This window comes from Salmonella sp. 32031103-2018-00083-FB-01-SM-01 (assembly GCF_017571995.1).
GTDB classification, from domain to species: domain Bacteria; phylum Pseudomonadota; class Gammaproteobacteria; order Enterobacterales; family Enterobacteriaceae; genus Salmonella; species Salmonella enterica.
Map to the genome: position 1 here is coordinate 124,502 of NZ_JAGEQL010000007.1, position 26,184 is coordinate 150,685.

General features: G+C 50.9%; 26 protein-coding genes and 1 tRNA gene. 16 read left to right on the top strand and 11 right to left on the bottom strand.

Features of this window, described 5'->3' with window-relative positions; translation table 11 throughout:
- Nucleotides 1–693 carry a vancomycin high temperature exclusion protein gene (locus tag J4614_RS19155; RefSeq protein WP_000951045.1) on the bottom strand — a complete coding sequence of 231 codons (693 nt, stop codon included), beginning with the start codon at nucleotides 691–693 and terminating at the stop codon, nucleotides 1–3.
- A 151-nt stretch (nucleotides 694–844) separates the two neighbouring features.
- Nucleotides 845–1,342: a M48 family metallopeptidase gene (locus J4614_RS19160; protein ID WP_000202966.1), complete on the bottom strand. Its 498-nt coding sequence runs from the start codon at nucleotides 1,340–1,342 to the stop codon at nucleotides 845–847.
- An 85-nt stretch (nucleotides 1,343–1,427) separates the two neighbouring features.
- On the opposite strand from J4614_RS19160, the gene rlmG reads away from it, so the two are divergent.
- The gene (rlmG, locus tag J4614_RS19165; RefSeq protein WP_115178811.1) at nucleotides 1,428–2,564 is read left to right on the top strand and encodes a 23S rRNA (guanine(1835)-N(2))-methyltransferase RlmG; all 1,137 of its coding nucleotides are present in this window, start codon (nucleotides 1,428–1,430) and stop codon (nucleotides 2,562–2,564) included.
- A gap of 80 nt (nucleotides 2,565–2,644) precedes the next feature.
- Here rlmG and J4614_RS19170 read toward each other — a convergent pair whose 3' ends face one another.
- Both J4614_RS19170 and ygjG read right to left on the bottom strand, forming a co-directional pair.
- The gene (locus J4614_RS19170) at nucleotides 2,645–4,663 is read right to left on the bottom strand and encodes an NADPH-dependent 2,4-dienoyl-CoA reductase (RefSeq protein ID WP_208293287.1); all 2,019 of its coding nucleotides are present in this window, start codon (nucleotides 4,661–4,663) and stop codon (nucleotides 2,645–2,647) included.
- 170 nt (nucleotides 4,664–4,833) lie between these two features.
- Nucleotides 4,834–6,213 carry a putrescine aminotransferase gene (gene ygjG, locus J4614_RS19175; RefSeq protein ID WP_001520281.1) on the bottom strand — a complete coding sequence of 460 codons (1,380 nt, stop codon included), beginning with the start codon at nucleotides 6,211–6,213 and terminating at the stop codon, nucleotides 4,834–4,836.
- A 429-nt stretch (nucleotides 6,214–6,642) separates the two neighbouring features.
- Here ygjG and J4614_RS19180 point away from each other — a divergent pair, with 429 nt between their 5' ends.
- Nucleotides 6,643–8,163 carry a PAS domain-containing methyl-accepting chemotaxis protein gene (locus J4614_RS19180; RefSeq protein WP_208293288.1) on the top strand — a complete coding sequence of 507 codons (1,521 nt, stop codon included), beginning with the start codon at nucleotides 6,643–6,645 and terminating at the stop codon, nucleotides 8,161–8,163.
- Nucleotides 8,164–8,549: 386 nt separating this feature from the next.
- Entirely contained in the window at nucleotides 8,550–10,118 is a 1,569-nt protein-coding gene (locus J4614_RS19185) for a methyl-accepting chemotaxis protein (RefSeq protein ID WP_000478462.1), read from the top strand.
- Here the strand turns inward: J4614_RS19185 and J4614_RS19190 are convergent.
- Nucleotides 10,115–10,762, bottom strand: coding sequence for a PadR family transcriptional regulator (locus J4614_RS19190; RefSeq protein WP_000983434.1), 648 nt, complete (start codon nucleotides 10,760–10,762; stop codon nucleotides 10,115–10,117). The genes J4614_RS19185 and J4614_RS19190 overlap by 4 nt on opposite strands.
- 231 nt (nucleotides 10,763–10,993) lie before the next feature.
- Between J4614_RS19190 and J4614_RS19195 the strand changes: the two genes are divergently transcribed.
- A complete protein-coding gene (locus tag J4614_RS19195) occupies nucleotides 10,994–11,761 on the top strand; it encodes a siderophore-interacting protein (protein ID WP_023233420.1) in 768 nt (255 codons plus the stop codon).
- 79 nt (nucleotides 11,762–11,840) lie between these two features.
- Here J4614_RS19195 and J4614_RS19200 read toward each other — a convergent pair.
- The 4 genes from J4614_RS19200 to J4614_RS19215 all read right to left on the bottom strand — a co-directional run bounded on the left by J4614_RS19200 (nucleotide 11,841) and on the right by J4614_RS19215 (nucleotide 14,548).
- Nucleotides 11,841–11,917, bottom strand: a tRNA-Ile gene (locus J4614_RS19200).
- Nucleotides 11,918–11,999: 82 nt separating this feature from the next.
- Nucleotides 12,000–13,013: a tyrosine-type recombinase/integrase gene (locus tag J4614_RS19205; protein ID WP_138020026.1), complete on the bottom strand. Its 1,014-nt coding sequence runs from the start codon at nucleotides 13,011–13,013 to the stop codon at nucleotides 12,000–12,002.
- A 9-nt stretch (nucleotides 13,014–13,022) separates the two neighbouring features.
- Entirely contained in the window at nucleotides 13,023–13,922 is a 900-nt protein-coding gene (locus tag J4614_RS19210) for an NAD-dependent DNA ligase (protein WP_176456658.1), read from the bottom strand.
- 11 nt (nucleotides 13,923–13,933) lie between these two features.
- Complete coding sequence (locus tag J4614_RS19215; protein ID WP_138020025.1) at nucleotides 13,934–14,548, bottom strand: phage repressor protein CI; 615 nt, start codon at nucleotides 14,546–14,548, stop codon at nucleotides 13,934–13,936.
- Between the two features lie 101 nt (nucleotides 14,549–14,649).
- Here J4614_RS19215 and J4614_RS19220 point away from each other — a divergent pair, with 101 nt between their 5' ends.
- The 11 genes from J4614_RS19220 (at nucleotide 14,650) to J4614_RS19270 (ending at nucleotide 22,311) form a co-directional block, all read left to right on the top strand.
- Nucleotides 14,650–14,886, top strand: coding sequence for a regulator (locus J4614_RS19220; RefSeq protein WP_094888607.1), 237 nt, complete (start codon nucleotides 14,650–14,652; stop codon nucleotides 14,884–14,886).
- 34 nt (nucleotides 14,887–14,920) lie between these two features.
- Nucleotides 14,921–15,430, top strand: a complete 510-nt coding sequence (locus J4614_RS19225) for a phage regulatory CII family protein (protein ID WP_094888608.1) — start codon at nucleotides 14,921–14,923, stop codon at nucleotides 15,428–15,430.
- A gap of 7 nt (nucleotides 15,431–15,437) precedes the next feature.
- Entirely contained in the window at nucleotides 15,438–15,638 is a 201-nt protein-coding gene (locus J4614_RS19230) for a phage filamentation protein Fil family protein (RefSeq protein ID WP_094888629.1), read from the top strand.
- Nucleotides 15,602–15,943, top strand: coding sequence for a DUF5347 domain-containing protein (locus J4614_RS19235; RefSeq protein WP_094888610.1), 342 nt, complete (start codon nucleotides 15,602–15,604; stop codon nucleotides 15,941–15,943). The genes J4614_RS19230 and J4614_RS19235 overlap by 37 nt, the downstream gene beginning before the upstream one ends.
- A gap of 67 nt (nucleotides 15,944–16,010) precedes the next feature.
- A complete protein-coding gene (locus J4614_RS19240; RefSeq protein ID WP_094888612.1) occupies nucleotides 16,011–16,244 on the top strand; it encodes a DUF2732 family protein in 234 nt (77 codons plus the stop codon).
- The gene (locus J4614_RS19245; protein WP_000785510.1) at nucleotides 16,244–16,471 is read left to right on the top strand and encodes a TraR/DksA family transcriptional regulator; all 228 of its coding nucleotides are present in this window, start codon (nucleotides 16,244–16,246) and stop codon (nucleotides 16,469–16,471) included. Before J4614_RS19240 ends, J4614_RS19245 begins: the two co-directional genes overlap by 1 nt.
- Complete coding sequence (locus J4614_RS19250) at nucleotides 16,468–17,325, top strand: DNA adenine methylase (protein ID WP_138020024.1); 858 nt, start codon at nucleotides 16,468–16,470, stop codon at nucleotides 17,323–17,325. Before J4614_RS19245 ends, J4614_RS19250 begins: the two co-directional genes overlap by 4 nt.
- Nucleotides 17,316–19,727, top strand: coding sequence for a replication endonuclease (locus J4614_RS19255; RefSeq protein WP_138020023.1), 2,412 nt, complete (start codon nucleotides 17,316–17,318; stop codon nucleotides 19,725–19,727). The genes J4614_RS19250 and J4614_RS19255 overlap by 10 nt, the downstream gene beginning before the upstream one ends.
- A gap of 155 nt (nucleotides 19,728–19,882) precedes the next feature.
- A complete protein-coding gene (locus J4614_RS19260) occupies nucleotides 19,883–20,071 on the top strand; it encodes a hypothetical protein (RefSeq protein WP_001154443.1) in 189 nt (62 codons plus the stop codon).
- An 11-nt stretch (nucleotides 20,072–20,082) separates the two neighbouring features.
- Entirely contained in the window at nucleotides 20,083–20,316 is a 234-nt protein-coding gene (locus J4614_RS19265; protein ID WP_138020022.1) for a DinI family protein, read from the top strand.
- Nucleotides 20,317–20,559: 243 nt separating this feature from the next.
- Nucleotides 20,560–22,311: an AIPR family protein gene (locus J4614_RS19270; RefSeq protein ID WP_077950891.1), complete on the top strand. Its 1,752-nt coding sequence runs from the start codon at nucleotides 20,560–20,562 to the stop codon at nucleotides 22,309–22,311.
- A gap of 85 nt (nucleotides 22,312–22,396) precedes the next feature.
- Here the strand turns inward: J4614_RS19270 and J4614_RS19275 are convergent, their stop codons facing one another.
- Nucleotides 22,397–23,431, bottom strand: a complete 1,035-nt coding sequence (locus J4614_RS19275; RefSeq protein ID WP_208293289.1) for a phage portal protein — start codon at nucleotides 23,429–23,431, stop codon at nucleotides 22,397–22,399.
- Nucleotides 23,431–25,197 (bottom strand): terminase ATPase subunit family protein, encoded by a 1,767-nt coding sequence (locus J4614_RS19280; RefSeq protein ID WP_208293290.1) that lies wholly within the window; start codon nucleotides 25,195–25,197, stop codon nucleotides 23,431–23,433. Before J4614_RS19280 ends, J4614_RS19275 begins: the two co-directional genes overlap by 1 nt.
- A 142-nt stretch (nucleotides 25,198–25,339) precedes the next feature.
- Here J4614_RS19280 and J4614_RS19285 point away from each other — a divergent pair, with 142 nt between their 5' ends.
- Nucleotides 25,340–26,173 (top strand): GPO family capsid scaffolding protein, encoded by an 834-nt coding sequence (locus J4614_RS19285; protein ID WP_000216240.1) that lies wholly within the window; start codon nucleotides 25,340–25,342, stop codon nucleotides 26,171–26,173.
- Nucleotides 26,174–26,184: the final 11 nt, after the last annotated feature.

Consider the following 26,184-nt stretch of genomic DNA (forward strand, 5'->3'; position numbering starts at 1 on the left):
TTACTGGCGAGAAGGGCACCCGTGTGCGCTATCAGCCCCAATAGTGACGCCAGCGCCCAGATATTTAGGCTGACGGTGCAAAATTTTGGCATCCAGCACCGCGCTAACCCGCGCCAGCTTTTCCCGAAGTCGTGTGTAGGTTCCGTGCCTTTTATTCAGATCCGGCGCGTTAACGCCGATAGCGTCAATGCCATATTGTTGCGCTAGCCAGATCGCCCGTTGATTATGGAATGCTTGCGAGATAATCGTAATGCGGCTTTCGCCAAACACTTTCCGGGCGCGAACCACGGAGTCCAGCGTGGAGAATCCGGCATAATCACAAAAAATGGCCGCTTCCGGCACACCTTTCGCTATCAGCGCCTGCTGCATCGCCGAAGGTTCATCGTACTCTTTTTTGCCGTTATCGCCGCTGACTAACAGCCACTTCACTTTACCGGCGTGATACAACGCGGCGGCAGTATTAATCCGCCGGGTAAAATACCGATTGCCGGGTTTAGCGCCTAACACCAGCCCGACGTTGCGGGCGGGAACGGTCTGAATGTCATTCCATGTCAGATGCTGCGAGGCGTTGACGATAAGCCAGTTGGAATAGAAAAGCGCGACGCCTGCTGCGACAAGCAGAAAACACGCCACTGTTAACGCCCGGCGTGTAAAACAGAGGCGGCGGATAAAACGGGCACATTGTGAGAGCATGGTTGTTGCGCGGTTCCGTTGGCGGTGGATAAAAAATACCCTCTACAGATCGTCATCCTTGACGTGGCGGCAGGCAATGAGCGAAATGTGAACGCGCCGATTTTATGCCCACGCCGTTAAAAAGATACGGGGGAAGGGGCATTTTCAGAATTTATTGTGCCGACAGCGCCTGATGCGTCAGCCACAGTCGCGTATCAAACTCCAGTTGATGGTACTGCGGCTCCATATGGCAGCAGAGCTGATAAAACGCTTTGTTATGATCTTTCTCTTTCAGGTGCGCCAGCTCGTGAACCACAATCATCCGTAAGAATGGCTCCGGGGCGTTACGAAACACGGTGGCGACGCGGATCTCCGCCTTTGCCTTGAGCTTGCCGCCCTGAACGCGCGAGACAGCGGTATGCAGTCCCAGCGCATTTTTCAGCACATGGATCTTGCTGTCATACATCACTTTATTAATGGGCGGCGCATTGCGCAGAAACTGACTTTTCAGTTCCTGAGTATAGTGATATAGCGCTTTGTCAGTGGCGTAATCATGCGCGCCGGGATAACGTTTTTCCAGCACTGCTCCCAGGCGCTGCTCGGCGATTAAGGCGCGCACCTGGGCAAGGAGATGTTCCGGATACCCCTGAAGGTAAGTTAGTGAGGTCATCAAAGCTCCATGTTGCTGATAAAAAGTGTATACTCACGCACCCTTTTCAGGGATAACGCCGCAATTTTACCATTCAGGAGGCCTAATGAGCCACGTAGACGACGGTTTCCGTTCACTGACGCTGAAACGTTTTCCGCAAACGGATGATGTTAACCCGCTTCTGGCGTGGGAGGCGGCCGATGAGTATCTGCTGCAACAGTTGGATGAGACGGAAATTCGCGGCCCGGTGCTGATCCTGAATGATACGTTTGGCGCGCTAAGCTGTGCGCTGGCGGAGCATTCGCCATACAGTATTGGCGATTCGTATTTAAGCGAACTGGGTACGCGAGAGAATTTACGCCATAACGGCATCGCGGAGTCCAGCGTAACGTTTCTCGACAGTATCGCTGACTACCCGCAGGCGCCGGGCGTGGTATTGATTAAAGTACCGAAAACGCTGGCGTTGCTGGAACAGCAGTTACGCGCTTTGCGTAAGGTCGTTACGGCGCAAACGCGTATTATCGCCGGCGCGAAAGCGCGTGATATTCATACCTCTACGCTGGAACTGTTTGAAAAAGTGCTGGGCCCAACCACGACGACGCTGGCGTGGAAGAAAGCGCGCCTGATTAACTGTACCTTCAGTCATCCGCAACTGGCCGACGCGCCGCAAACGCTAAGCTGGAAACTGGAAGATACAGGCTGGACGATTCACAACCACGCGAATGTGTTTTCTCGTACCGGATTGGATATCGGCGCGCGCTTCTTTATGCAGCATTTGCCGGAAAACCTCGACGGGGAGATTGTCGATCTCGGCTGCGGCAATGGGGTGATTGGCCTGAGCTTACTGGCGAAAAATCCGCAGGCGAACGTGGTATTTGTCGATGAATCGCCGATGGCGGTAGATTCCAGCCGTTTGAATGTAGAAACGAACCTGCCGGAAGCGTTCGAACGCTGCGAATTTATGATCAACAATGCGCTCTCCGGCGTGGAGCCGTTCCGTTTTAACGCTGTGTTCTGCAACCCGCCGTTCCACCAGAAACATGCGCTGACGGATAATATCGCCTGGGAGATGTTCCATCACGCCCGCCGCTGCCTGAAAATCAACGGCGAACTGTATATTGTGGCGAACCGTCATCTGGACTATTTCCACAAGCTGAAGAAGATTTTCGGTAATTGCGCGACGATAGCAACCAACAATAAATTTGTCATTTTGAAAGCGGTGAAGCAGGGACGCCGTCGATAAGGCTCTCAAGCGTCATACCGGCCTATAAAACCGGTATGACAGCGTAAGCCCGATAAGCGCAGCGCCATCAGGTAAAGTCGTTAAATCTCCAGCGCCAGTCGGGTGCCCTGGGCAATCGCCCGTCGGGCATCCAGCTCCATCGCGACATCGCATCCGCCGATAAGATGTACCGTTTTACCTGCGGCGCGTAACGGGTCCGCCAGCTCGCGGCGAGGTTCTTGTCCGGCGCAGATCACCACATGATCCACTTCCAGCAACTGCGGTTCGCCGCCGATCAAGAGATGTAATCCGTCGTCGTCGATCTTCTGGTAACTGACTGCCGGGATCATCTTCACGCCGCGCGCCAGTAACGTCGCGCGATGGATCCAGCCGGTGGTTTTACCTAATCCTTCGCCCGGCTTGCTGGCTTTGCGTTGCAGCATGACGATTTGCCGTGGACTACGTGCCAGGCGTGGGCCTTCCGGGCGCAGACCGCCTGCCTGCTGCAGGCTGGTATCAATTCCCCATTCCGTACAAAATTCAGCAATATTTTGGCTGGTGGATTCGCCGTGCTGGCTCAGATACATGGCCGTGTCAAAACCGATCCCGCCGCAGCCGATGATCGCCACTCGTTTACCAACCGGCGCTTTATCGCGCAATACCTCCAGGTAGGTCAATGCTTTTGGATGATCGATACCGTCTATCGGCGGGCGGCGCGGTACTATTCCGCAGGCGAGGATCGCTTCGTCAAACGGCTGAAGATCCTCTGCGTTCACCCGTTGGTTCAGTTTCAGCGTAACGCCAGTAATATCGATCATTCGACGGTAGTAGCGCATCGTTTCGTAAAACTCCTCTTTACCCGGGATCTGCCTGGCGATAGTGAACTGACCGCCAATTTCACTCTGGGCGTCAAACAGCGTGACATGATGGCCGCGCGACGCGGCGTTAATCGCGAAAGCCAGCCCCGCCGGGCCTGCGCCGACAACGGCCAGATTCTTTTTGCGTATGGCCGGCGTTATCGGCATGTGGGTTTCGTGACAGGCGCGTGGGTTCACCAGACAGGAGGTCACTTTGCCGATGAAGATCCGATCCAGACAGGCCTGATTACAGCCGATACAGGTGTTGATCTCATCTGCGCGTCCGGATTGCGCTTTAGTCAGGAATTCGGCATCGGCAAGGAAGGGACGCGCCATCGACACCATATCGGCATCGCCGCGCGTCAGGATCGTCTCGGCGACCTGCGGATCGTTAATGCGATTGGTCGCGATCAGCGGAACCGACACATGACCTTTGAGTTTCCGCGTCACCCAGCTAAAGGCGCCACGCGGTACTGGCGTGGCGATGGTCGGGATTCGCGCCTCATGCCAGCCAATGCCGGTATTAATTAGGCTTGCACCTGCGGCTTCAATGGCTTGCGCCAGTTGTACCGTTTCGTCGAACGTGCCGCCATTTTCCACCAGATCGAGCATCGACAGGCGATAGATAATAATAAAGTCGTTCCCTACCCGCTGGCGTACCGCGCGTACTACCTCAACCGCGAAGCGCATACGGCTGGTATAGTCGCCGCCCCACTCGTCATCGCGATGGTTAGTTCGCCGGGTGAGAAATTCATTAATCAGATAGCCCTCTGATCCCATCACCTCTACGCCGTCGTAGCCTGCTTCCCGCGCCAGTTGCGCGCAATGCGCGAAGTCGTCGATTAACTGCAAGATTTCATCATGCGTCAGTTCATGCGGCATAAAGCGGTTGATTGGTGCCTGAATTGCCGACGGCGCGACCAGGTGCGGCTGATAGCTGTAACGCCCGGTGTGCAGAATTTGCAGCGCGATTTTACCGCCTTGCGCATGTACGGCATCGGTCACCACGCGGTGAGGCGTTAACTGGCTGGCATCGTTCAGCATCGCGCCGCCGGTCATCACGACCCCGGAGGGAACGGGCGCAATACCGCCGGTGACGATTAACGCTACGCCGTGTCGCGCGCGCTCGGCATAAAATGCCGCCAGGCGCTCGGCGCCATCAGGATGTTCTTCCAGACCCGTGTGCATCGATCCCATCAGCACGCGGTTTCTGAGAGTAGTAAAGCCCAGATCGAGCGGGGCGAACAGCGACGGGTAGCTCATAAGTGTATCCAGTATGTAAAATTATTGTTATGTGGTCGGATGAGTTACTACTGTAGCCGTCGCGAGGTAAAAGGGAAAAGGGGAATGTGGTGATTGTGATGGGATTCAAAAAAGAGGCTGCGACCCGGGGAAAACAGGCCGGATAAGCACAGCGCCATCCGGCATCGTTTTTAAACCTCTTCAACGCTCACCTGCATCGCCGCCAGCGCATTACGCGCTGATTTCAATACCTGTTCGCACAGTTCAATGGTTAGCGTGAGCGGTGGCTCAATACGAATTGTTTTCGCATTATTCAGCGTACCAGCGACCAGCACGCGTTGACGGAACATCTCACTGGCAAAACGGTAGCCCGTTTCGTTATCGACAAATTCAATGGCCATCAACATACCTTTGCCGCGCGCATCGTGTACCAGATTGGGATATTCACGCGCAAGTTGTCGAAAACCATCCAGGAGCGTATCGCCTTTTTGTTCCGCCTGGGCCGGGAGGTTTTGCTCCAGCAGGACGTTAATGGTCGCCAGCGCGGCAGCACAAGCCAGCGGATTACCGCCAAAAGTGGTGGTATGCAGGAAGGGGTTGTCGAACAGAACCGAAAACACCTCTTCAGTCGCGATGGTGGCGCCAATCGGCATCACGCCGCCGCCCAGGGCTTTCGCCAGACACAGAATATCAGGCTGCACATTTTCGTGCTCGCAGGCAAACATCTTGCCGGTACGCCCCATGCCGGTTTGTACTTCATCCAGAATCATCAGCGCGCCGAATTCATCACAGAGCTTACGTACCTCTGTCAGGTATCCCTGCGGCGGCAGGATCACGCCGCCTTCACCCTGAATAGGCTCCAGAATCACGGCTGCTATCTCGTCGCCCGTTTTTTTGCCTTCGCTAAATGCCATGCTCATCGCGTCGATATTGCCAAACGGCACATGGCGGAAGCCCGGCAGTAAAGGCATAAAGGGTCTGCGGAAGGTGGATTTGGCCGTGGCGGAGAGCGCGCCCAATGATTTGCCGTGAAATGCGCCGCTGGTGGCGATAAAGGTAAACTTGCCGCGCGGCGACTGATACGCTTTTGCCAGTTTTAGCGCCGCTTCGACGGATTCGGTGCCGCTGTTACAGAAAAAGCTGTACTTGAGTTTCCCCGGTGTCAGCGCCGCCAGCGTTTTTGCCAGCATCGCCCGCAAGGGGTCAAGTAACTCCTGGCTGTGGAGAGGTTGTTTTGCGAGTTGGTTCTGGACGGCGGATACCACAACAGGATTACGGTGCCCCACGTTAAAGATGCCAAATCCCCCAAGACAGTCGATAAACTCCTGCCCCTGGGTGTCGACAAGCGTATTCAAACTGCCCGCTTGCCACTCTACGGCTCCGTAATCCCCGCCGGCGGTAACAGATTTCCGGTATTCCAGAAATCCTGGATTTACATGCTCTTTAAAGTAGTCAATGACCTCTCGGTTTAGTGCTTTCATTTCCTCATGGTTTAGCGTTCGCTTCTCGATGAGATTCAGTGCGTGCGCGCTACAGGCCAAAGCCGATGCGCTGGAAGGTAACCTGTTCAAAATGAGCTCCAGAGGGCCGTGTATCACATGATACTGAATTAAGTATTGCAGGGATTAGCGGGGGTCTAAGCCCATAGTGAAAATCGGGATAAACACCAGGAATAATCACATTTACACAACATTTAATGTTATGTGTTAACAATTGGATGCATTTTGAGCAGATCTTGTTTTATGGTTTACGGTGTGTTGCGTTAACGGTGGCGTGAGAAAAAGGTGAGCCAGGGCAGATTTTAAAGAAAAAGGTTGTCCATGCTAAACAATTTCATAATGAAAATAAGGCGCAGGATGAGGTGAAAATCGTACAAATATTAAGGATTAATCGCAAATTGCGATCCAGAGCAATTTTAACAACTAAAGATAAATAGATTAGCGCCGAAATAACATCTGAGCGAAAAATTAACATCCAGATAACCTGCACAGGACGCTATCATGTCTTCTCATCCCTACGTCAGCCAGCTAAATACCCCGCTGGATGATGATACCACTCTGATGTCTACGACCGACCTGGAAAGCTATATCACTCACGCCAATGACACTTTTGTCCAGGTGAGCGGCTATCAGTTAAACGAGTTACTGGCGCAGCCACATAATCTGGTGCGTCATCCGGATATGCCGAAAGCTGCCTTCGCAGATATGTGGTACACCCTAAAACAGGGCGAACCGTGGAGCGGCATTGTGAAAAACCGGCGTAAAAACGGCGACCATTATTGGGTGCGGGCCAACGCGGTACCGATGATACGTGAAGGGCGTGTGACGGGATATATGTCGATCCGTACCCGCGCCACGGATGATGAGATTGCCGCCGTCGAGCCTTTATATCAGGCGCTAAATGAAGGGCGGTGTAGTAAACGTATTCATAAAGGCCTGGTGGTTCGTCAGGGCTTGCTGGGCAAACTGCCCGCTATGCCTGTTCGCTGGCGAGTGCGTAGTATTATGGGGCTAATGGCCGTAATGCTGGCGTTGGCGCTGTTCGGTACGGATGCCTCATGGCAGGCGTTGTTGTTGGGCGCGTTGGCGATGCTGGCAGGTACGGCGCTATTGGAATGGCAAATTGTGCGTCCCATTGAAAATGTGGCGACGCAGGCGCTGAAAGTGGCGACCGGCGAACGCAACAGCGTACAACATCTTAATCGCAGCGATGAGTTGGGGCTGATGCTGAGGGCCGTGGGGCAGCTTGGCTTGATGTGCCGCTGGCTGATCAATGACGTATCAAGTCAGGTTTCCAGCGTCAGAAACGGCAGTGAAAGGCTGGCGAAGGGTAACAATGATCTGAACGAACACACCCGTCAGACCGTGGAGAATGTTCAGGAAACGGTAACGACCATGAACCAGATGGCGGAGTCCGTGAAGCTCAATTCCGAGACGGCTTCCGCTGCGGATAAGCTTTCCATGGCGGCCAGTAGCGCGGCGACTCAGGGAGGTGAGGCGATGGATACGGTGATTAAAACGATGGATGATATCGCTCACAGTACGCAACGTATCGGGACGATCACCACGCTAATTAACGATATCGCTTTTCAGACGAATATCCTGGCGCTGAATGCGGCGGTAGAAGCGGCGAGAGCGGGCGAGCAGGGGAAAGGGTTTGCCGTGGTTGCTGGCGAGGTACGCCATCTTGCCAGCCGCAGCGCTAACGCGGCGAACGATATTCGTAAATTAATTGACGCCAGCGCAACAAAGGTGCAGTCAGGCTCCGAGCAGGTTCACGCCGCAGGCCGTACCATGGATGACATTGTAGCCCAGGTGCAAAATGTCACCCTGCTTATCGCACGGATCAGTCAGTCGACGCAGGAACAGACAGATGGGCTTTCCAGCCTGACTCGCGCCGTGGACGAGTTGAACCGCATAACCCAGAAAAATGCGGTGCTGGTGGAAGAGAGCGCACAAGTCTCCGCAATGGTAAAACACCGTGCCAGCCGGCTGGAGGATGCGGTCACGGTACTGCATTAAGTTTATTTGTAGGTAGCAACGGTAATGACATCCGCCCGGTAGCAACAAGCTTACCGGGCGGATGCGCTCTGATAGAAGGCGGTGCCTGCCATCACAGAGAGTATCAGTGGCCTGTGATGTTAAAAATAATGTGATATTTATTCCTTCTTTCTTCCTACCTATTAATAGGTATAAGCTCAGTTAATAAATAAGAAATGGTTAACCTTTTAGCGTATTTCTTTCATTATTGGTGCCAATTTATGTCACTATTGGTTCATCTTTCTGTGAACAATAAAAATTACTTACTAATAATGTTCCGAAATAAAAAGCGATCAATATCATAAAGTTAGTAACATTATTGCCGATAAATCTTCCTGTATGAGGATATGCAATCCCAGGGAGAAAATATGTTTTTGCATAACATTAAAATACGTTCAAAATTATTTATGGCCTTTGGCTTATTCATTGTTCTCATGGTGGTGAGTTCCGCTCTGTCTTTGTTTAGCCTTGATCGGGCTAATACGGGTATGCAGGACATTATTACCAATGATTATCCCACCACGGTAAAAGCCAATCTGTTAATCGATAATTTTAATGATTTCATCATCGCGCAGCAGCTCATGTTACTGGATGAAGAGGGGCGCTGGAGCCAGAGCTCGCAGAAAGAACTCAGTGAGATAAGCCAGCGCATTTCGGCGCTACTGGATGAGCTTTCCAGGGAAAATAGTCACGATGCGGATTCACAGAAAATCATTAATGAGATCCGTGAAGCGCGCCAGCAATACCTGGAGTCCAGATTCCGTATTTTGAAAGATATTCAAAGCAATAATCGTCAGGCGGCCATTCAGGAGATGATGACCAGAACGGTGCAGGTGCAAAAAGTCTATAAGGACAAAGTCCAGGAACTTATCGCTGTTCAGGACGCGCAGATGCATGAAGCGAGCGTGCAGGTCAAAGAGGATTTTAAAAATAATCGGACGCTGTTAATCACTTTGGCGCTGATAAGCATCGCCGCCGGAGGCGTAATGGGATGGTATATTGTGCGTTCTATTACCCGACCGCTTGATGACGCGGTACGCTTTGCCGAGGCGATCGCCGATGGCGATCTGACTCGTCATATCACCACCGACTATAAAGATGAAACAGGCGTACTACTGCAAGCATTAATGGCGATGAAAACGCGTCTGCTGGATATCGTACAGGAAGTGCAAAACGGTTCGGAGAGTATCTCCACGGCGGCGGCGCAAATTGTCGCCGGTAACCAGGATTTGGCGGCGCGTACGGAAGAGCAGGCCAGCTCGGTTGAAGAAACGGCGGCGTCGATGGAACAGATTACCGCCACGGTTAAAAATACGGCTGACCATACCAGTGAAGCGACCAAACTCTCTGCCGGCGCCGCCAGCGTGGTGAAAAACAATGGGGAGATGATGAATCAAGTGACGCAGAAAATGCGCGTCATTAACGACACGGCAAATCGTATGTCGGATATCATCAATATCATTGATTCCATTGCCTTTCAGACCAATATTCTGGCGCTGAACGCGGCGGTTGAAGCGGCGCGCGCGGGCGAACATGGACGTGGTTTTGCCGTTGTCGCCGGAGAGGTTCGCCAGTTGGCGCAAAAGAGCGCCTCGTCAGCCAGTGAAATCCGTAATTTGATTGAAGATTCAACCAGTCAGACTCAGGAAGGGATGCACCTGGTGGAGAAAGCCAGCGCCCTGATTAATGGCATGGTGGATAACGTCGAAGAGATGGATGTGATATTACGTGAGATTGGGCAGGCCAGCCGTGAGCAAACTGACGGTATTTCGCAGATTAACAGCGCGATTGGCCTGATTGACGCCGCCACGCAACAAAACTCCTGCCTTGTGGAAGAGTCTGTTGCCGCCGCAGCGTCGCTGAACGAACAGGCGTTACATTTAAAAGAGCTGGTTAACGTGTTCCGCGTCCGCGAAGAGGACACGCAGCCCGCTTAATCCAGTTCGGCGATTTCCAGCGCCGCGCGATCAATCACGCCGATAATGCGTTTGATTTGCGCGTCGTTGATATCGCTGTGGTTTATCCGCAGATCCAGCACGGCCTTGAAGTTATCCAGCGCCCGCTTCATCTGCGGATTTTTACGTAACTCCATGCCCACACAACGGGCTTTTAGCCGCGCCTGAATATGCGTCAGGTGTTCGCGATTTTCATCAAGCCATTGCGCGCCGTTCGCGGTAATCGCGATTTTTTTCCGCCCGCCTTCTTCGTCGCTAATCGTGATAAATTGCTGATCCTGTAAAAAATCCAGCGTAGGGTAGATCACGCCAGCGCTTGGCGTATAGCCGCCCCCCGTCAGGTTTTCTATCGCTTTAATCAGTTCATAGCCGTGGCTGGCGTCCCGGGTCAGGATATCAAGAATGACCAGCCGAAGTTCCCCGTGGCCAAAAAATCGCTGGCGTCGACCACCGCCCTGTCCATGACGACCACAGCCGTGTCCGTGACGGTGTTCGCCGCCGCAACTGGCGTTCTCATGCTGATGCGCGCTATGGCAGCCTTCATGCTGATGTTCTCGATCTTTGCAGCAACCATCGTGCTTATGATCCCGGTTTTTGCAACACCCTTCATGTTGATTTTGCATCATTGTCTCCTGCTTATTTAGATATATCTAATTTATATCTAAATGATGCTTTTTAGCAAGAGTAAAAGCGATTGTTGCTATAATATATTAATTTATAAAGTTTTATTCTAAGGTTATAGTTAGCGACGCGTTACCAGAACACTATCAAAAAACAGTTGCATTTTTACTGATTAACAATCATTATCATTTACAACTTTAGTTTAGATATATCGTATTACTTCACGAAGGCAAAAAATGACGACATCATCCGCACGCTATCCACAGCGTGTTCGTAATGAACTGCGTTTTCGCGAGCTGACCGTTCTACGGGTAGAACGTATTAGCGCAGGATTTCAGCGGATCGTACTTGGCGGCGAGGCGCTGGACGGCTTTACCTCCCTGGGCTTTGACGATCACACGAAAGTTTTTTTCCCTGAGCCAGGCTGTCGCTTTACGCCTCCGACAGTCACTGAGGAAGGTATTATCTGGGGGGAGGGCGTTCGTCCGGTCTCCAGGGATTACACGCCGCTGTATGATGAGGCGCGTCGCGAGCTGGCGCTGGATTTCTTTATCCACGATGGCGGCGTAGCCAGCCGTTGGGCAATGGAAGCCCGTGAAGGCGATACACTGACGATCGGCGGGCCGCGCGGTTCGCTGGTGGTGCCGGAGGATTATGCCTGTCAGGTTTATGTCTGCGATGAGTCCGGTATGCCTGCGCTGCGTCGTCGTCTGGAATCGCTTAGTCGTCTGCCTGCGCGCCCTGCGGTAACCGCGCTGGTGAGCATTCAGGATGCCGAATATCGCGATTATCTCGCCCATTTGACGGATATTACTGTGGAATATGTTGTTGGCGGCGATGAACAGGCAATACAAACGCGCCTGTCGCAGCTGACAATACCAGAATCAGACTATTTCATCTGGATTACTGGCGAAGGCAAAACGGTAAAACGTTTAAGTCAGTGCTTTGAAAAGGGGTTTGATCCACACCTGGTACGTGCGGCAGCCTATTGGCATCGTAAATAGCGGTATGGGGCGAGCTCTGTCAGAAACAAAAAAGCCACTCTTTAGAGTGGCTTAATTGTATGATTTTAAAGCTAAAATTTGGTGGCCCCTGCTGGACTTGAACCAGCGACCAAGCGATTATGAGTCCCAAACTTAAACCTTAAAAAACAATAAGTTACTTTAATTTCAATGCCTTGCGCCGTCGAATAATGGAGAATATGAAAGGATAGTGAATAGGTTTGCTGCCATTTTGCTGCCATCAAATCAGATTTAAGGGGTTTAACTCCACGGCTTCTGTTAGATGATCTGGGGCAAAATGTGCGTAGCGCATCGTCACCTTAATATCAGTGTGTCCAAGGATACGCTGCAGTACAAGAATGTTGCCCCCGCGCATCATAAAGTGGCTTGCAAATGTGTGGCGTAGAACGTGTGACAGCTGCCCGTCAGGTAGTTCAATCCCTGCTCGCTTAATAGCCCCGCGAAACGCAGAATAACACCCCGTAAAGACTGGTTTAGAAGTTCTTACTTTTGGGAGTATTTCGTAAAGTTCATCACTTATTGGAACGGCGCGGTTTTTCTTGCCCTTGGTTTTGATATAGGTGATTTTGCCAGGGCTGATTTGCTTGCCTGTCAGTGATTCGGCCTCGCCCCATCGTGCCCCAGTTGCAAGGCATATTTTGACGATGGTTACTAAATCTACCGCTTTGCTTTTCTCACACTCTGCCAGCAGTTGCTTGACTTCTTCGACTGTTAGCCAGGCCAGCTCTGCCTCATCAATTTTGAATTCCCGGACGTTTTCGAGTGGATTGGGCGCACTCCAGTCATCCAGTCTTTTCAGTTCGTTGAACATGGCGCGGAAATACGCCAGCTCAAGATTGACAGTACGGGGTGTTACTGCCTTTACCCGATCAGAGCGTGTAATCTTCCCGCTTAAACGTTGTTCACGGTAGGTTGCAAAAAGCTTGGCGTTAAATTCAGTGGCAAGAGGATTCCCCATTGCAAAGCAGGCAAATTCCATTGCGCCCTTACGCTTGAGGCCATCAGAGAGTGTGACGCCGTGAGCATTGAACCAGGTATCAACAAGGTCAGTAACTCGTCGCTTATCTGCTTTTTCTCCTAGCCAGGGCTTTTCCTGTGCTTGATCCTTAATGTGGCGCTCAAAGGCCATGGCTTCCCCCTTGGTGGCGAATTGGCGACGAATACGCCGCCCATCCCTACCGTTGGGAAAGACCTGAGCCTGCCACTTGCCATTGCTTAATTTGCTTACTGCCATTCTGCAGGCCTATTGAAATAAGGAATTATTATCACGCATTAGGGTTTGCCAATGTTCTTCACTGAGGATTTTGAGCGGAACTCCTTTATTGTCACGATAATCAATAGCCTGTTCTATCTTTCTTCCGAAGCTTTGAAATTTCCAATCCTTAGAGCTGAGAGCACCAATAATGAGATAGTCCAAATCTTGAGTAACACGATCAACAATTTGGCAACCAAGCTTTAAAAGGTCACTTTCACATTGTCTCCGAGAGCCACATAGAAACTTACCAGTGAGACAAACTTTACTATCTTTAGGATTGAACTCATCAATTAGATCAATAGGTGATGTTGTGGAATATCCATCCACAATACCCTCAGAAATATTTGAGCCTGTAAAAGCGGTTATTTCCTGTAATAATTCGGTGCGTTCTTCATCTGTTATCACTCCATCACTCAGGATTGATTGAACCAGTTCGTAAAGATGTCTGCCGGGATAGTTGCTTTTTAAAGCTACATTTGTAGATAAGAACCAGTTTAAATAGCTGATTTCCTCATCACTCAAATGATAGTCGGAAGCAAGCCCCTTACATAGTCCCTCTAGCAAATGCTTGTCTGAGTCTGCGGAGAAAAGATCTATGTGAGGAGTATCCATCAACCCGCGTTGCATTTCATGAAGCAGGTCTTTCAATTCGTCTAATTCAGCTTTTTCAACTACACCATCAGAAAGGATTTCACTTATTTTATTTCTGATGCAGTTTACGAAATAATTTTGGGAAAGGATGTCTGATTCCATCAGCCACGTATCAAGGAAAATCATTTCTTTTTCACTTAATTTTCCATCACAGGTCATTCCTTCAATCAGGTTGATTAAGTTAGCGATGGCTTTATCTCTATTGTGTGTATAGTTGAAAGCGCTAAATTGAGTCATACCAATATTCCTTATTCAGTAAACGTTATTTTGCTAATCACTCTGCCATTGGCTTCAATATCTGATGGCGTGCACTCAAAAGATGCGGGGCCATTCTCTACGCGTAAGCGTCCGCCAGGAAGACGGTAAACCTGTCTAATACTCATAAAGCCATCTAATTCAATCAACCAGATTCCATCGTTGATCTCTCCCCTGAACTCGTCAACTAGATAGAACGAATTTTCAAACTTCACAATGAATGGGGCAGTTGTGTCTTGAGGTAAAAGATGAGAGTCGTAGCGAACTTGCTCAGAGGACGAAAAAATCCCGTTTGAGATTTCTTTTAATTGCAAAGTCAATCCACTGTCACTATCTGCTTTTGTTGTGGGCAAGCCTTGTCCTGTAGTTAACCAAAGCATAGATGCACCTGTATCAAGATGGCAGGCAATGAGCCAGTCATGCGGAAAAGTATCGCGCATCCAACGGTTTGCCATGGTGCTCTGGGATACCCCAAGGTGATCGCACAAAGCCTGTCTGGTGCTGAATCCATAGGCTTGGAGGATACGTGTTATCGCTTCCTTTCCACCACTTTGAGATGGAAAGTTGTATTTTGAGATCCCAAAAGGGGTCTCTTTTGTGTTTGACATATTTAAAATGCGATCCTATCATCGGTTTTGTGGTGTTCGGAATGATTGCGAATAGTTCCGAATAGTGAAGTTTTTAAACACAAACTGAGGAATAGTGCATCATGAAAAGCAATTTTTCAATGCGCCCCAGCATCAACCTTGTGGTATCTGAGCCATTCATCACACTGGATGAGTTCTGTCGCCGTACTGGTTACAAGACTAGCTATGCCCGTCAAATGATCCGGGAAAACCGCCTGCCCATCAGGAAAAAAGCCGGAGTTAACAGCCTTATCGAAATCAACATGTTCGCGTTGACGATGGAAGCGGCCCAAGGCTGCGAAGTCACAATGCAAGCCTGATAGTTCCATTTTGGGATAGAAAAGGATTTACATCATGTTTGATTATCGTGTTTCCAAACATCCGCACTTTGACGAAGCCTGCCGGGCTTTTGCGCTGCGTCACAACATGGCGAAGCTGGCAGAACGTGCGGGAATGAACGTCCAGACGCTGCGTAACAAATTGAACCCGGAGCAACCGCATCAGCTCACGCCGTCGGAAATCTGGCTGCTTACCGATCTTACTGAGGACTCCACGCTGGTTGACGGTTTTCTGGCTCAGATTCACTGCCTGCCATGCGTGCCGATGAACGAAGTGGCAAAAGAGAAGCTGCCGCATTACGTCATGAGCGCTACTGCTGAAATCGGACGTGTTGCTGCCAGTGCCGTATCGGGTGATGTGAAAACCACTGCAGGCCGCCGCGATGTTATCAGCAGCATTAACTCTGTAACTCGTCTGATGGCATTGGCTGCCGTTTCCATGCAGGCGCGTTTACAGGCTAACCCGGCGATGGCAAGCGCGGTGGATACTGTGACGGGCCTCGGCGCTTCGTTCGGCCTGATTTGAGGTGGTTATGCTGACTAAAGAACCATCTTTCGCGTCACTTCTCGTAAAGCAAAGCCCGGTAATGCACTACGGTCACGGCTGGATCATGGGGAAGGATGGCAAACGCTGGCACCCGTGCCGCTCTCAGGATGAACTGCTGGCTGACCTGTCCACAACCAAACAGGGGAAATCATGGCTATTGAAGGCGCTGCAGCGACTGTTCCATTAAGCCCCGGTAAACGCCAGGACGGACTGAACCATATTGCGGAATTGAGGGCTAAAGTGTTTGGTCTGGATATTGAGCCGGAGCTTGAAAGGTTTATTAAAGATATGCGCGATCCACGCGACGTAAATAATAAACAGAATGAGCGGGCACTGGCAGCCATTTTTTATATGGCAAAAATTCCGGCAGAACGTCACGGCGTCAATATTAGTGATCTGACTACTGACGAAAAGCGGGAACTGGTGAAAGCAATGAATCATTTTCGTGCAGTGGTGAGCTTATTTCCAAGACGGCTAACCATGCCGAATTAATCCACAACAGAAATTAATGGCGTAAACCCGCCGGGCTTCTTATTGCCCAAATTCAGGAGAAACAACTATGCGAAATATTGAAACCCGTATCACTAAAACCGGACCAGATGATGCTGGCCTTAATCAGTTGCTGACTGATGCGCGCATGGAAGAACGCCGTGGACGCGCTGATGTGATGGCAGCACGTCTGGACTCTTTAGCTGCCCGTATCGTGTCACGTCAGCTTAACCACACGGAAGCGGCTGAGCTGCTGCGTCAGGAAGCTGTGAAGATTCAGAACGAAGCGCAGGAGATCCACTGATGGCTGATTCAATGGACCTCGTACAGCAGCGCGTTGAAGAAGAACGCCAGCGCCACATCCACACCGCCCGCAATAAAACGCCGGGCGTTTCCCGTGTTCTCTGCATTGATTGCGATGCACCGATCCCGCCAGCACGCCGCCGCGCCATTCCGGGCGTGCAGTGCTGCGTCACCTGTCAGGAAATCGCAGAGCTGAAAGGCAAACACTACAATGGAGGTGCTGTATGAGCGCCATCCTGAAATGGGCGGGCAATAAAACCGCCATCATGCCGGAACTGATTAAGCACCTTCCTGCTGGCCCGCGACTGGTTGAACCTTTCGCGGGTTCGTGCGCTGTGATGATGGCGACAGACTATCCTCATTATCTTGTCGCGGATATTAATCCAGACCTGATTAATCTCTATCAGGTGATTAAGAATGATGTTGAATACTTCATCAAAGAGGGCAGATATCTTTTTGAAGCCCGTAATGATCCAGAGGCATATTATAAGACGAGACAGGAGTTTAACTTGCGCCATGGTGGCGCAATTGAACGGGCATTGTATTTCTTATATTTAAATCGCCATGGTTATCGCGGACTGTGTCGCTATAACTTGGACGGTTATTTTAATGTTCCTTACGGTAATTATAAAAAGCCGTACTTCCCTGAAAACGAAATACGTGCATTTGCAGAAAAAGCAAAACGCGCAACGTTTATCTGCGCCAGCTATGACGAGACACTGGCACTGCTGCAAACGGGTGATGTTGTCTATTGCGATCCACCATATGACGGCACGTTTAACGGATATCACACAGCTGGTTTTACAGAGAATGATCAGTTCCATCTGGCGTCTATTCTTGAACGCCGGTCATCAGAAGGTCATCCGGTTATCGTGTCCAACAGCGATACGTCTCTGACCCGTTCGCTTTATCGTGATTTTACTCGCCATCGTATAACCGCTAAGCGCAGCATGGGCGTGGCTGCCGGTGATAGTAAAACTGCAGTAGAAATCATCGCCACAAAATCAGCATGCTGGTTTGGTGTTGATTTGGCGTCTGGTCCTGATATCTCGGTGGAAACTGAGGTGCGGGCGTGGCAGTGAGTAAATTCACATTACATAATGCACCAACCACCGGCGGTTCGAATGAGGCCGCCGTGGTCTTTCCATGGAATACCCCAAAAAAAGCGGTTAACCCGTATCTGGACCCGGCGGAAGTTGCGCCGGAGTCTGCGCTTTCAAACCTGATCGCTCTTTACGCTGCGGATAACGAGCAGGAGCAGTTGCGCCGTGAGACGCTGAGCGATGAGGTCTGGGAACGCTATTTCTTCAATGAATCCCGTGATCCTGTCCAGCGTGAAATAGAGCAGGATCGGCTGATTAGCCATGCCAAAACGGCGCGTGAGCAGCAGCGTTTTAATCCCGATCTGGTCATTATTGCCGACGTGGGCGCCCAACCGGCGCATATCAGCAAGCCGCTACTTGAACGGATTAAATATTTCCATAGCCTGGGCAGAGCAAAAGCTTATTCCCGCTACCTGCGCGAAACAATCGGGCCGTGTCTTGAGCGGCTGGAGCGCGTGCGTGACAGCCAGGTGTCTGCGTCTTTCCGGTTCATGGCGAGCCACGACGGGCTGGAGGGGCTGCTGGTACTCCCTGAAATGAATCAGGATCAGGTCAAACGCCTATCCACGCTGGTTGCGGCACATATGAGCATGTGTCTTGATGCGGCCTGCGGTGATCTGTTTGTCAGTGACGATGTTAAACCAGAAGAAATCCGCCAGGCATGGGAAAGGGTTGCTGCAGAAGCCATGCGCCTTGAGGTCATTCCGCCAGCCTTTGAGCAGTTGCGCCGCAAAAAGCGCCGCCGTAAGCCGGTGCCTTATGAACTGATCCCACCGTCGCTGGCCCGTATGCTGTGCGCGGACTGGTGGTGTCGCAAATTGTGGCAGATGCGCTGCGAGTGGCGGGAGGAGCAGTTGCGCGCCGTCTGCCTGGTCAACAAGAAAGCCTCACCGTATGTCAGCTACGAAGCCGTGATCCACAAACGCGAGCAGCGCCGCAAATCGCTGGAGTTCTTCCGCTCGCATGAGCTGATCAACGAAGACGGCGACACGCTGGACATGGAAGACGTGGTGAACGCCAGCAACAGCAACCCGGCGCACCGCCGTAATGAAATGATGGCCTGTGTTAAGGGGCTGGAGCTGATCGCGGAAATGCGTGGAGACTGCGCGGTGTTTTATACCATCACCTGCCCGTCACGCTTCCACGCAACTCTCAACAACGGCAGGCCTAATCCGAAGTGGACCAGTGCCACGGTCCGGCAGAGCAGTGACTATCTGGTTGATACATTCGCCGCTTTCCGCAAGGCCATGCACAAGACCGGGCTGCGCTGGTACGGCGTCCGCGTTGCAGAGCCGCACCATGACGGCACCGTGCACTGGCATCTTCTGTGCTTTATGCGCAAAAAAGACCGTCGTTCCATCACCGCGCTGCTGCGTAAGTTTGCCATCCGTGAAGACCGCGAGGAGCTGGGCACCAATACCGGGCCGCGCTTCAAGTCCGAGCTAATCAACCCGCGCAAGGGCACGCCGACAAGCTACATCGCCAAATACATCAGTAAGAACATCGACGGGCGCGGGCTGGCTAAAGAAATCAGCAAAGAAACCGGCAGACCACTGCGTGACAGCGCCGAGCATGTCAGCGCCTGGGCGTCGCTGCACCGTGTCCAGCAATTTCGTTTCTTTGGTATTCCGGGGCGTCAGGCATACCGCGAGCTGCGCTTGCTGGCAGGTCAGGCGGCGAGAGTACAAGGCGAACGCAAAGCGGGTGCGCCGGTACTGGATAATCCGCGTCTGGATGCGGTACTGGCAGCTGCGGATGCAGGTTGCTTTGCCACCTACATCATGAAACAGGGCGGTGTACTGGTTCCCCGCAAACATCACCTTGTCCGCACAGCTTATGAGCTTAACGACGAACCGAGCGCCTACGGCGATCACGGTATCCGTATCTATGGCATCTGGTCCCCGATTGCAGAGGGCAAGATTTGCACGCACGCGATGAAGTGGAAAAAGGTTCGTAAGGCCGTTGACGTTCAGGAGGCGGCAGCCGACCAGGGCGCTTGCGCCCCTTGGACTCGTGGCAATAACTGTCCCCCTGTTGAAAATTTGAACCAGACAGGGGGGGATCTGCCCGATATTAAATCCATGAATGAGAAGGAACTGCACGATTACCTCCACAGTATGAGCCAGAAAGAACGGCGGGAGCTTACAGCCAGGTTGAGACTGGTAAAACCTAAGCGGAAAAAAGCATACAAACAGAGTATTTCGGAGCAGCAGCGCCTGCAGCTTCAGGCAGAACTGACTACCAGAGGGTTTGAAGGTAGTGCATCGGAGATTGATTTGCTTCTGCGTGGCGGCAGCATTCCTTCCGGGGCCGGTTTACGTATTTTTTACCGTAACCAGTGGCTGCAGGAGGATGATAAATGGCGGCAGTGGTACGACTGACGCGGGTTAATAATTTATGCTGTTATTGATCGGCGTCAGGGCTATCTAGTTGACAGATAAAAAGAGTTTTACATTTCTAGCTTCCTAATATACTGTAATTATAAACAGTGGTTATATATACAGCATTGTGTTCCGTAGCAGTGAAAGGAGGGAAGATGCAGGACTATCTTTTGGAGTCGTTGAAGCTCCAGCGCATTGATTTTTTTATCAAGCTTGTGGCGGCTAGTGAGTGCAGCGACGAAGAGAAGCGGCTGGCTATCCAGTGGGTATCCGAACTGACAGACGAGCTGATGGCAAAAATTCGCAGCCATGAATACTGCCGGTCAATGGACGTAACCAGTTAAAAGGAATCTGTATGCGCATTGAAATAATGATCGATAAAGAGCAGAAGATTAGCCAGTCCACACTGGACGCCCTTGAAACCGAGCTTTACCGTAATTTGCGCCCTCTGTACCCAAAAACAGCAATTCGTATCCGCAAGGGCAGCGCCAACTGCGTCGAGCTGAGTGGGTTAAAACTGGATGAAGACAAAAAGCGAGTGATGGAGATTATGCAGCAGGTCTGGGAGGACGACAGCTGGTTACATTAGCAAACGTTGCGGACGATAAAACTGGTTTTTACCGTCCGCAAGGTTGAACAACGAGCCATGCGAGGCGTTAGTGCTGTTGTGCATGTCTATGCCGCATGAAATCGCATGATCGTTTGAGGATCGTTTTTGCTGAGGCCCGCCAGAACTGGTGGGCTTTTGCTTATGTTATGCAGGTGCATGAAAACCACTACACAAAGCGGGCAGGCGTGGCGGGGATACGAGCGCGCGCAAGCATGTCAAAAGATGAAATCAAGTGGTACGATAAGAAAAATTCGTCATTTCGCAAAGGGATGTCTCATGCATAGAATTGTTAAGGCTCATCTTGATAGCTTCGTAAAGAGTTACGGTATTGAAAATCATGAAGAGGATGTGCAGTTCGAGTTGTTCTGTAACAAAGCCATGCTATCTTCTCGAATCAGTATGGATTTTGAAATAGATGATGTAACGACCGGAGCTGGTGATGATGGCATGGATGGTATTGCTATCATAATTGACGAAGAGTTATGCATCTCTCCGGAAGATGCGTCTTCTATTTTTTCCTCTCAACGTAAAAATCACGATGTCGATATCGTTTTTATACAATCAAAGCGTAGCGAATCATTTGATTTAGGCGATTTTTTAAAATTTAAAGCATCTGTTTTTAGATTCATTGATGAGTCTCCATACTCTTGTTTAGATGATATCCAAAAAAATGCACATGAAGTATTTGACGTGGTGATAAAAAATGTTCCTAAGATAAGAGGCGGCCGCCCAAGTTTTACCGCTAAATATGTTGCCACAGGAATATATAAGAGCCCTAGAGAGTTAGAGTCCGCGCGAAAACTTTTTATAAAAGAAATCGAAGAATTAGGTTATTTTTGTAATGTTAGTGTTGAGTTTGTAGATCGTGATGAATTAACTAGGACTTGGATTGATACATACTCTGTGGTTAATGCTGAATTGCCATTGTTTAGTAATGCTCCTCTACCAAAAATTAATGGGATCGAAGAGGCTTATCTTGCGGTTGTAAAAGCAAAGGATTTTGTTAGTAATCTTTTAATGACGGAGGAGGGTTCTCTTCGTAATCATGTTTTTGTTGAGAACGTCCGAGCTTTCTTGGGAATAGACAACCCTGTTAATGCGTCGATTGCTGAGACAATTAAAGATAGAGATGCGGCCTCAAGATTTCCTGTTCTTAATAATGGGATTACCATAGTAAGCCCAGATGTAAAGCTTCAAGGCAGTATATTGCATTTGGAAAATTTTCAAATAGTCAACGGTTGTCAAACATCTAACGTACTTTATGAGTGCCGTGATTCATTAGATGATACTATGATGGTTAATTTGAAGGTTGTTGAAACATTGAATGAAGATGTTTTTTCAGAACTGGTTCGTGCCACTAACAGCCAAACTAAAGTTGACGAAACACAATTCTATTCTCTTCGTCCAATAATTAAGAAAGTCGAAGCGTACTTTGACACATATGAAGGACAAGACGGCCGCTTATATTTAGAAAGACGTGAAAGACAATTTATCGGTAGAGATATACCTGCAGTAAGGGTGTTTTCAGTTCATATGGCGGCTAAATGTGTCGCAGCTATGTTTTTCCGTCGTCCAGATCTTTCATACAGATACCCAAAGCGAATGTACGAATTACTGGCTGAGAAAATATTTTCTAATGATACGAAAGAAATTGTATTTTATGCGGCATGTCTAACGTTATATAGACTTCACTTGCTTACATCGAATGCAGATATCCCACAAAACATTAGGAAGTATAAATGGCATCTAATGGCTGTTGTTTGCGTGTTAATTGCTGGAAAGGACATTCCAAAGTTTGGCTCAAAGAAAATGGATGTTTATTGTAATAAAATTATAACTGAGATGACAAAACATGGAGATAAAATAAAGGCAACCTTTCAAAGAGCTGTCGATATTGTTTTGTCGATCGATGATATTACGGATGATAGAATGAAAAGGCAAGCGATTTTAGACGAGATGCTTGCCAAGATTTAGTTTCATAAGATATTGGTTTCTAGTTATCTTTAGCGCTGGATATATTATGAGGTGAGTGCCTTTGTTAAAGGCACTCTTTCGATATTTATATTACTTCAAGACAGTATGCCTTGAATTTAATGACCTCATGCCCTATCCATTCATTAATTTCTTTCATTCGCTCCTGCAAAGGTATCAATTCATTGCGCACAAATACGCGGCTGGCCTTTTCCACATCCCCAAATCCCCCAACATTACTCGGCATAATCCCCATCATCTGAGGCGGCACGCGGTGTGCTGCCATCATGTCATCGCGGCTCACGTTCTTGATGTTCAAAAACTCATCCTTAGCTGCAACCTCCGAAAGTGGAATGATTTGGATGCCGTCCTTTTTACCGTTGGGCGAGTACATAAACAGGTTGCGGAAGTTGCCCGGCCCTTTGGCGCTTTTCATGGCCTGGCGGATGTTGTTCACGTCCTCCTGGTTCTGCGCGGCGTCAGTCATGTACATGATGAAGCCTGCGTGGCTACCGTTAATGTAGTACTTCCGGCGGAACAGTGTTGCGGACTCATTCAGCAGGGCGGAAGGGATAGCTGACAGATATTCCGGCAGACCGTAAATCTCCTGGTTTAAATCCGGCTCCATCAGGTGAAAGATGCTGCCTTTGGTGAACTCGTAGGGCTGCGTGGTTAGGCCGTATTGCACAAACCAGTAGGTGTCTAAATCGATCCCGCGGCGGGTGTATTTCGCCAGTGATGGCTCCAGCGACAGAATGCCGCCGAGTCGGTTGGTGCGCTTCTCCAGATAGGCATTACCGAATACCAGATAGTCCTGCACAAACCGGCTGAACGCCTGCTGGCTAAGAAGTGGATGCGGGATAAAGGTGCTGGTCAGAATGTTGCGTTTTACCGCAATGGGAGAGCTGTGATGCACTGCGGCACGGTAGGTTCGCGCCAGCCCGTCAAAGCTTACTGGCGGCTCATACCAGCGGTCCATCTGCACGCATTCCACATAGTCCAGCAGCTCGCGGCGGTCCAGAACAGGAACGGGATCGCCAAAGCTGAATGCTTCGGCTGAAGTCTGGCTTTTATGCTGAATCTGGTTCGTCGATGCAGCGCGGTTCTTCTTACTCTTTCCCATCAAAAAATCTCCACAATATTGCTGGTATTGGCGGACTCGCCCTGCAGCGGTTCGTTAAACAGTGCGTGCATTGTTGCCCAAGCCAGATCGGCATGGCTGGCTTCTTCGCTGCGGCTGGCTTCATAGGTCGGGCGGTTGCCGCTGGCGGTGGTGGCGCGACGGATTGCCATAAATGACTGCGCTATGTCGGTGTGTCCGGCGTCAAACTCCAGACGACGGTGACTGATAATGTCGTAGGCTTTGAGTACCAGGGCGTTTTTAACGTTGGGGTTGTAGACAAACTCCCGGACGGCAGGAAAGAACGCTTTCACGTTCTCGTAAACCCCGTGACCGACACCTGTCGAGTCGATGCCGATGTATGTCACGTTGTACTGTTCGGTCAGTTTTTTGATGGCGTCAGCCTGGGCGCGGAAGTCCATCCCGCGCCACTGGTGACGCTCAAGAATGCGGAACTTACCGCCCGGCACGGCTGGCGGTGCCACCACCACGCACCCGGCGCTGTCGCCGTTTTGCGTACCTTTTGCCGGGTCATAACCGATCCACACTTCGCGCCAGCCAAACGGGCGCAGGGCCAGTGCATGAAAGTCGGTCCAGACTTCCCAACTGTCCACCATGCACGCCTGCAGCTCGCTGAGCGGGAACACGGACACGAGATCATCCACGAACTCACACATCAGCAGGTTCTGGTATTCGTCCGGGCTGTACTCCATGCGCAACTGGTCGAGGTCGAACAGGTTACAGCCGCCGCGCACCGCATCTTCCACGGTGACTATCTGGCGGTATTGCCCGTCTGCGCACAGCAGGCCGGGGGCCAGATTGCTGTGGGACAGGTCGATGTCCACCTTGTCAGCTTTGTTGCGCCCACGGTTGAACAGCGCACCGGACCAGAACGGATAAGCACTGTGGGTCAGACTGGATGGTGTGGAAAAATAGGTCTGCCGCCATTTCTTGTGAATAGCCATACCGGAAGCCACTTTGCGTAGCTCCTGAAATTTCGGTATCCAGAAATATTCATCCAGATACAGGTTGCCGTGATAACTCTGGGCCGTGCGGGCATTGGTGCCGAGGAAGTAAAGCGTGGCCCCGTTAGGAAGCACCATCGGATCGCCTTTCAGCTCCACCTCCACTTCTTTGGCGAAGTCGATGATGTACTGCTTAAAGACGTGGGCCTGAGCCTTACTGGCGGAAAGGAAAATCTGGTTACGCCCGGTAAGCAGGGCGTCAATCAGGGCTTCACGGGCAAAGTAAAAGGTCGCGCCGATCTGGCGTGACTTCAGCAGGTTGCGGATGCGGTTGGTTTTTCCGGCTTCCCACCAGTGGCGCTGGTAGTTGAACATGGAGGAATGGAAGATTTCTTCCAGCTTCTCAATCTGTTCATCGGTGAAGACATTTTTTTCCGGCTGACGGCGCGGGCCTTTGTTGCGGTTGGCGACGTTAGGGTTTAAGTCGGCTTCGTTGCCGCCATTGTTAAACTTGCCGATCCGCGCGTGGCGCTCAGACTGGCGCGCCAGCAGGTCAATCTCTTTGAAATCTTTCCCTTCTTTGTGCTCCTTCATAATGAGCTGGCAGTAGCGTGCGGCAGTGGTGAGCTGCATCTGATCCAGCGGCCCATAGTCACCCCACTTGTCGCGTTTTTTCCAGCTGTGAACGGTTGCAACTTTCTCGCCCAGCATTTCAGCAATGCGGGCTACGCGGTATCCCTGAAAGTACAGCAGCATGGCCTGCCGACGGGGATCGAGATCTGCGGGTGTCAGTGTGGTGTTCATGGCATAAACCTACAGCCTTGAATGACGGCTTTCCCCGCCTGCGGTTTGTGTGGTTGTCGGTACAAATACCGCGCATTGTTTCACTGCCCCCATCACCGCAACCATAAGGCTCCAGTAAGTTTTTTCTAACGGAGCACGGCTCATGACAGTGAAAGCAAAGCGTTTTCGCATCGGGGTGGAAGGTGCCACCACCGACGGACGCGAAATCCAGCGTGAATGGCTGGAACAGATGGCAGCCAGCTACAACCCGGCGGTGTATACCGCGCTGATTAACCTTGAGCACATCAAGTCTTATCTGCCGGACAGCACCTTTAACCGCTACGGCAAGGTGACGGCGCTGTTTGCTGAAGAAATCACGGAAGGTCCGCTGGCAGGCAAGATGGCGCTGTATGCCGACGTTGAGCCAACGGAGTCCCTGGTGGAACTGGTGAAAAAAGGCCAGAAATTATTCACCTCTATGGAAGTCAGCCCGAAGTTCGCTGATACGGGCAAAGCCTACCTGGTCGGCCTGGCTGCCACTGATGACCCTGCCAGTCTGGGCACTGAAATGCTGACATTCAGCGCCAGTGCAGCCCATAACCCACTGGCAAACCGCAAGCAGAATCCTGCCAATCTCTTTACCGCTGCAGAGGAAACGGTGATCGAACTGGAAGAAATCCAGGACGACAAACCGTCCCTGTTTGCCCGCGTCACGGCGCTGTTTACCAAAAAAGAGCAGTCCGATGACGCCCGGTTCTCTGATGTGCATAAGGCCGTGGAGCTGGTCGCCACTGAGCAGCAGAACCTGAGCGCACGCACCGAAAAATCCCTGTCTGAGCAGGAAGAACGCCTGTCTGAGCTGGAGACTGCTCTGCAGGAGCAGCAAACCGCCTTTAACGAACTGGTGAATAAGCTGAGTCATGAAGACAGCCGCCAGGACTACCGCCAGCGTGCAACAGGCGGTAACGCCCCCGCTGACACTCTGACCAATTGCTGATGGAGCACAAA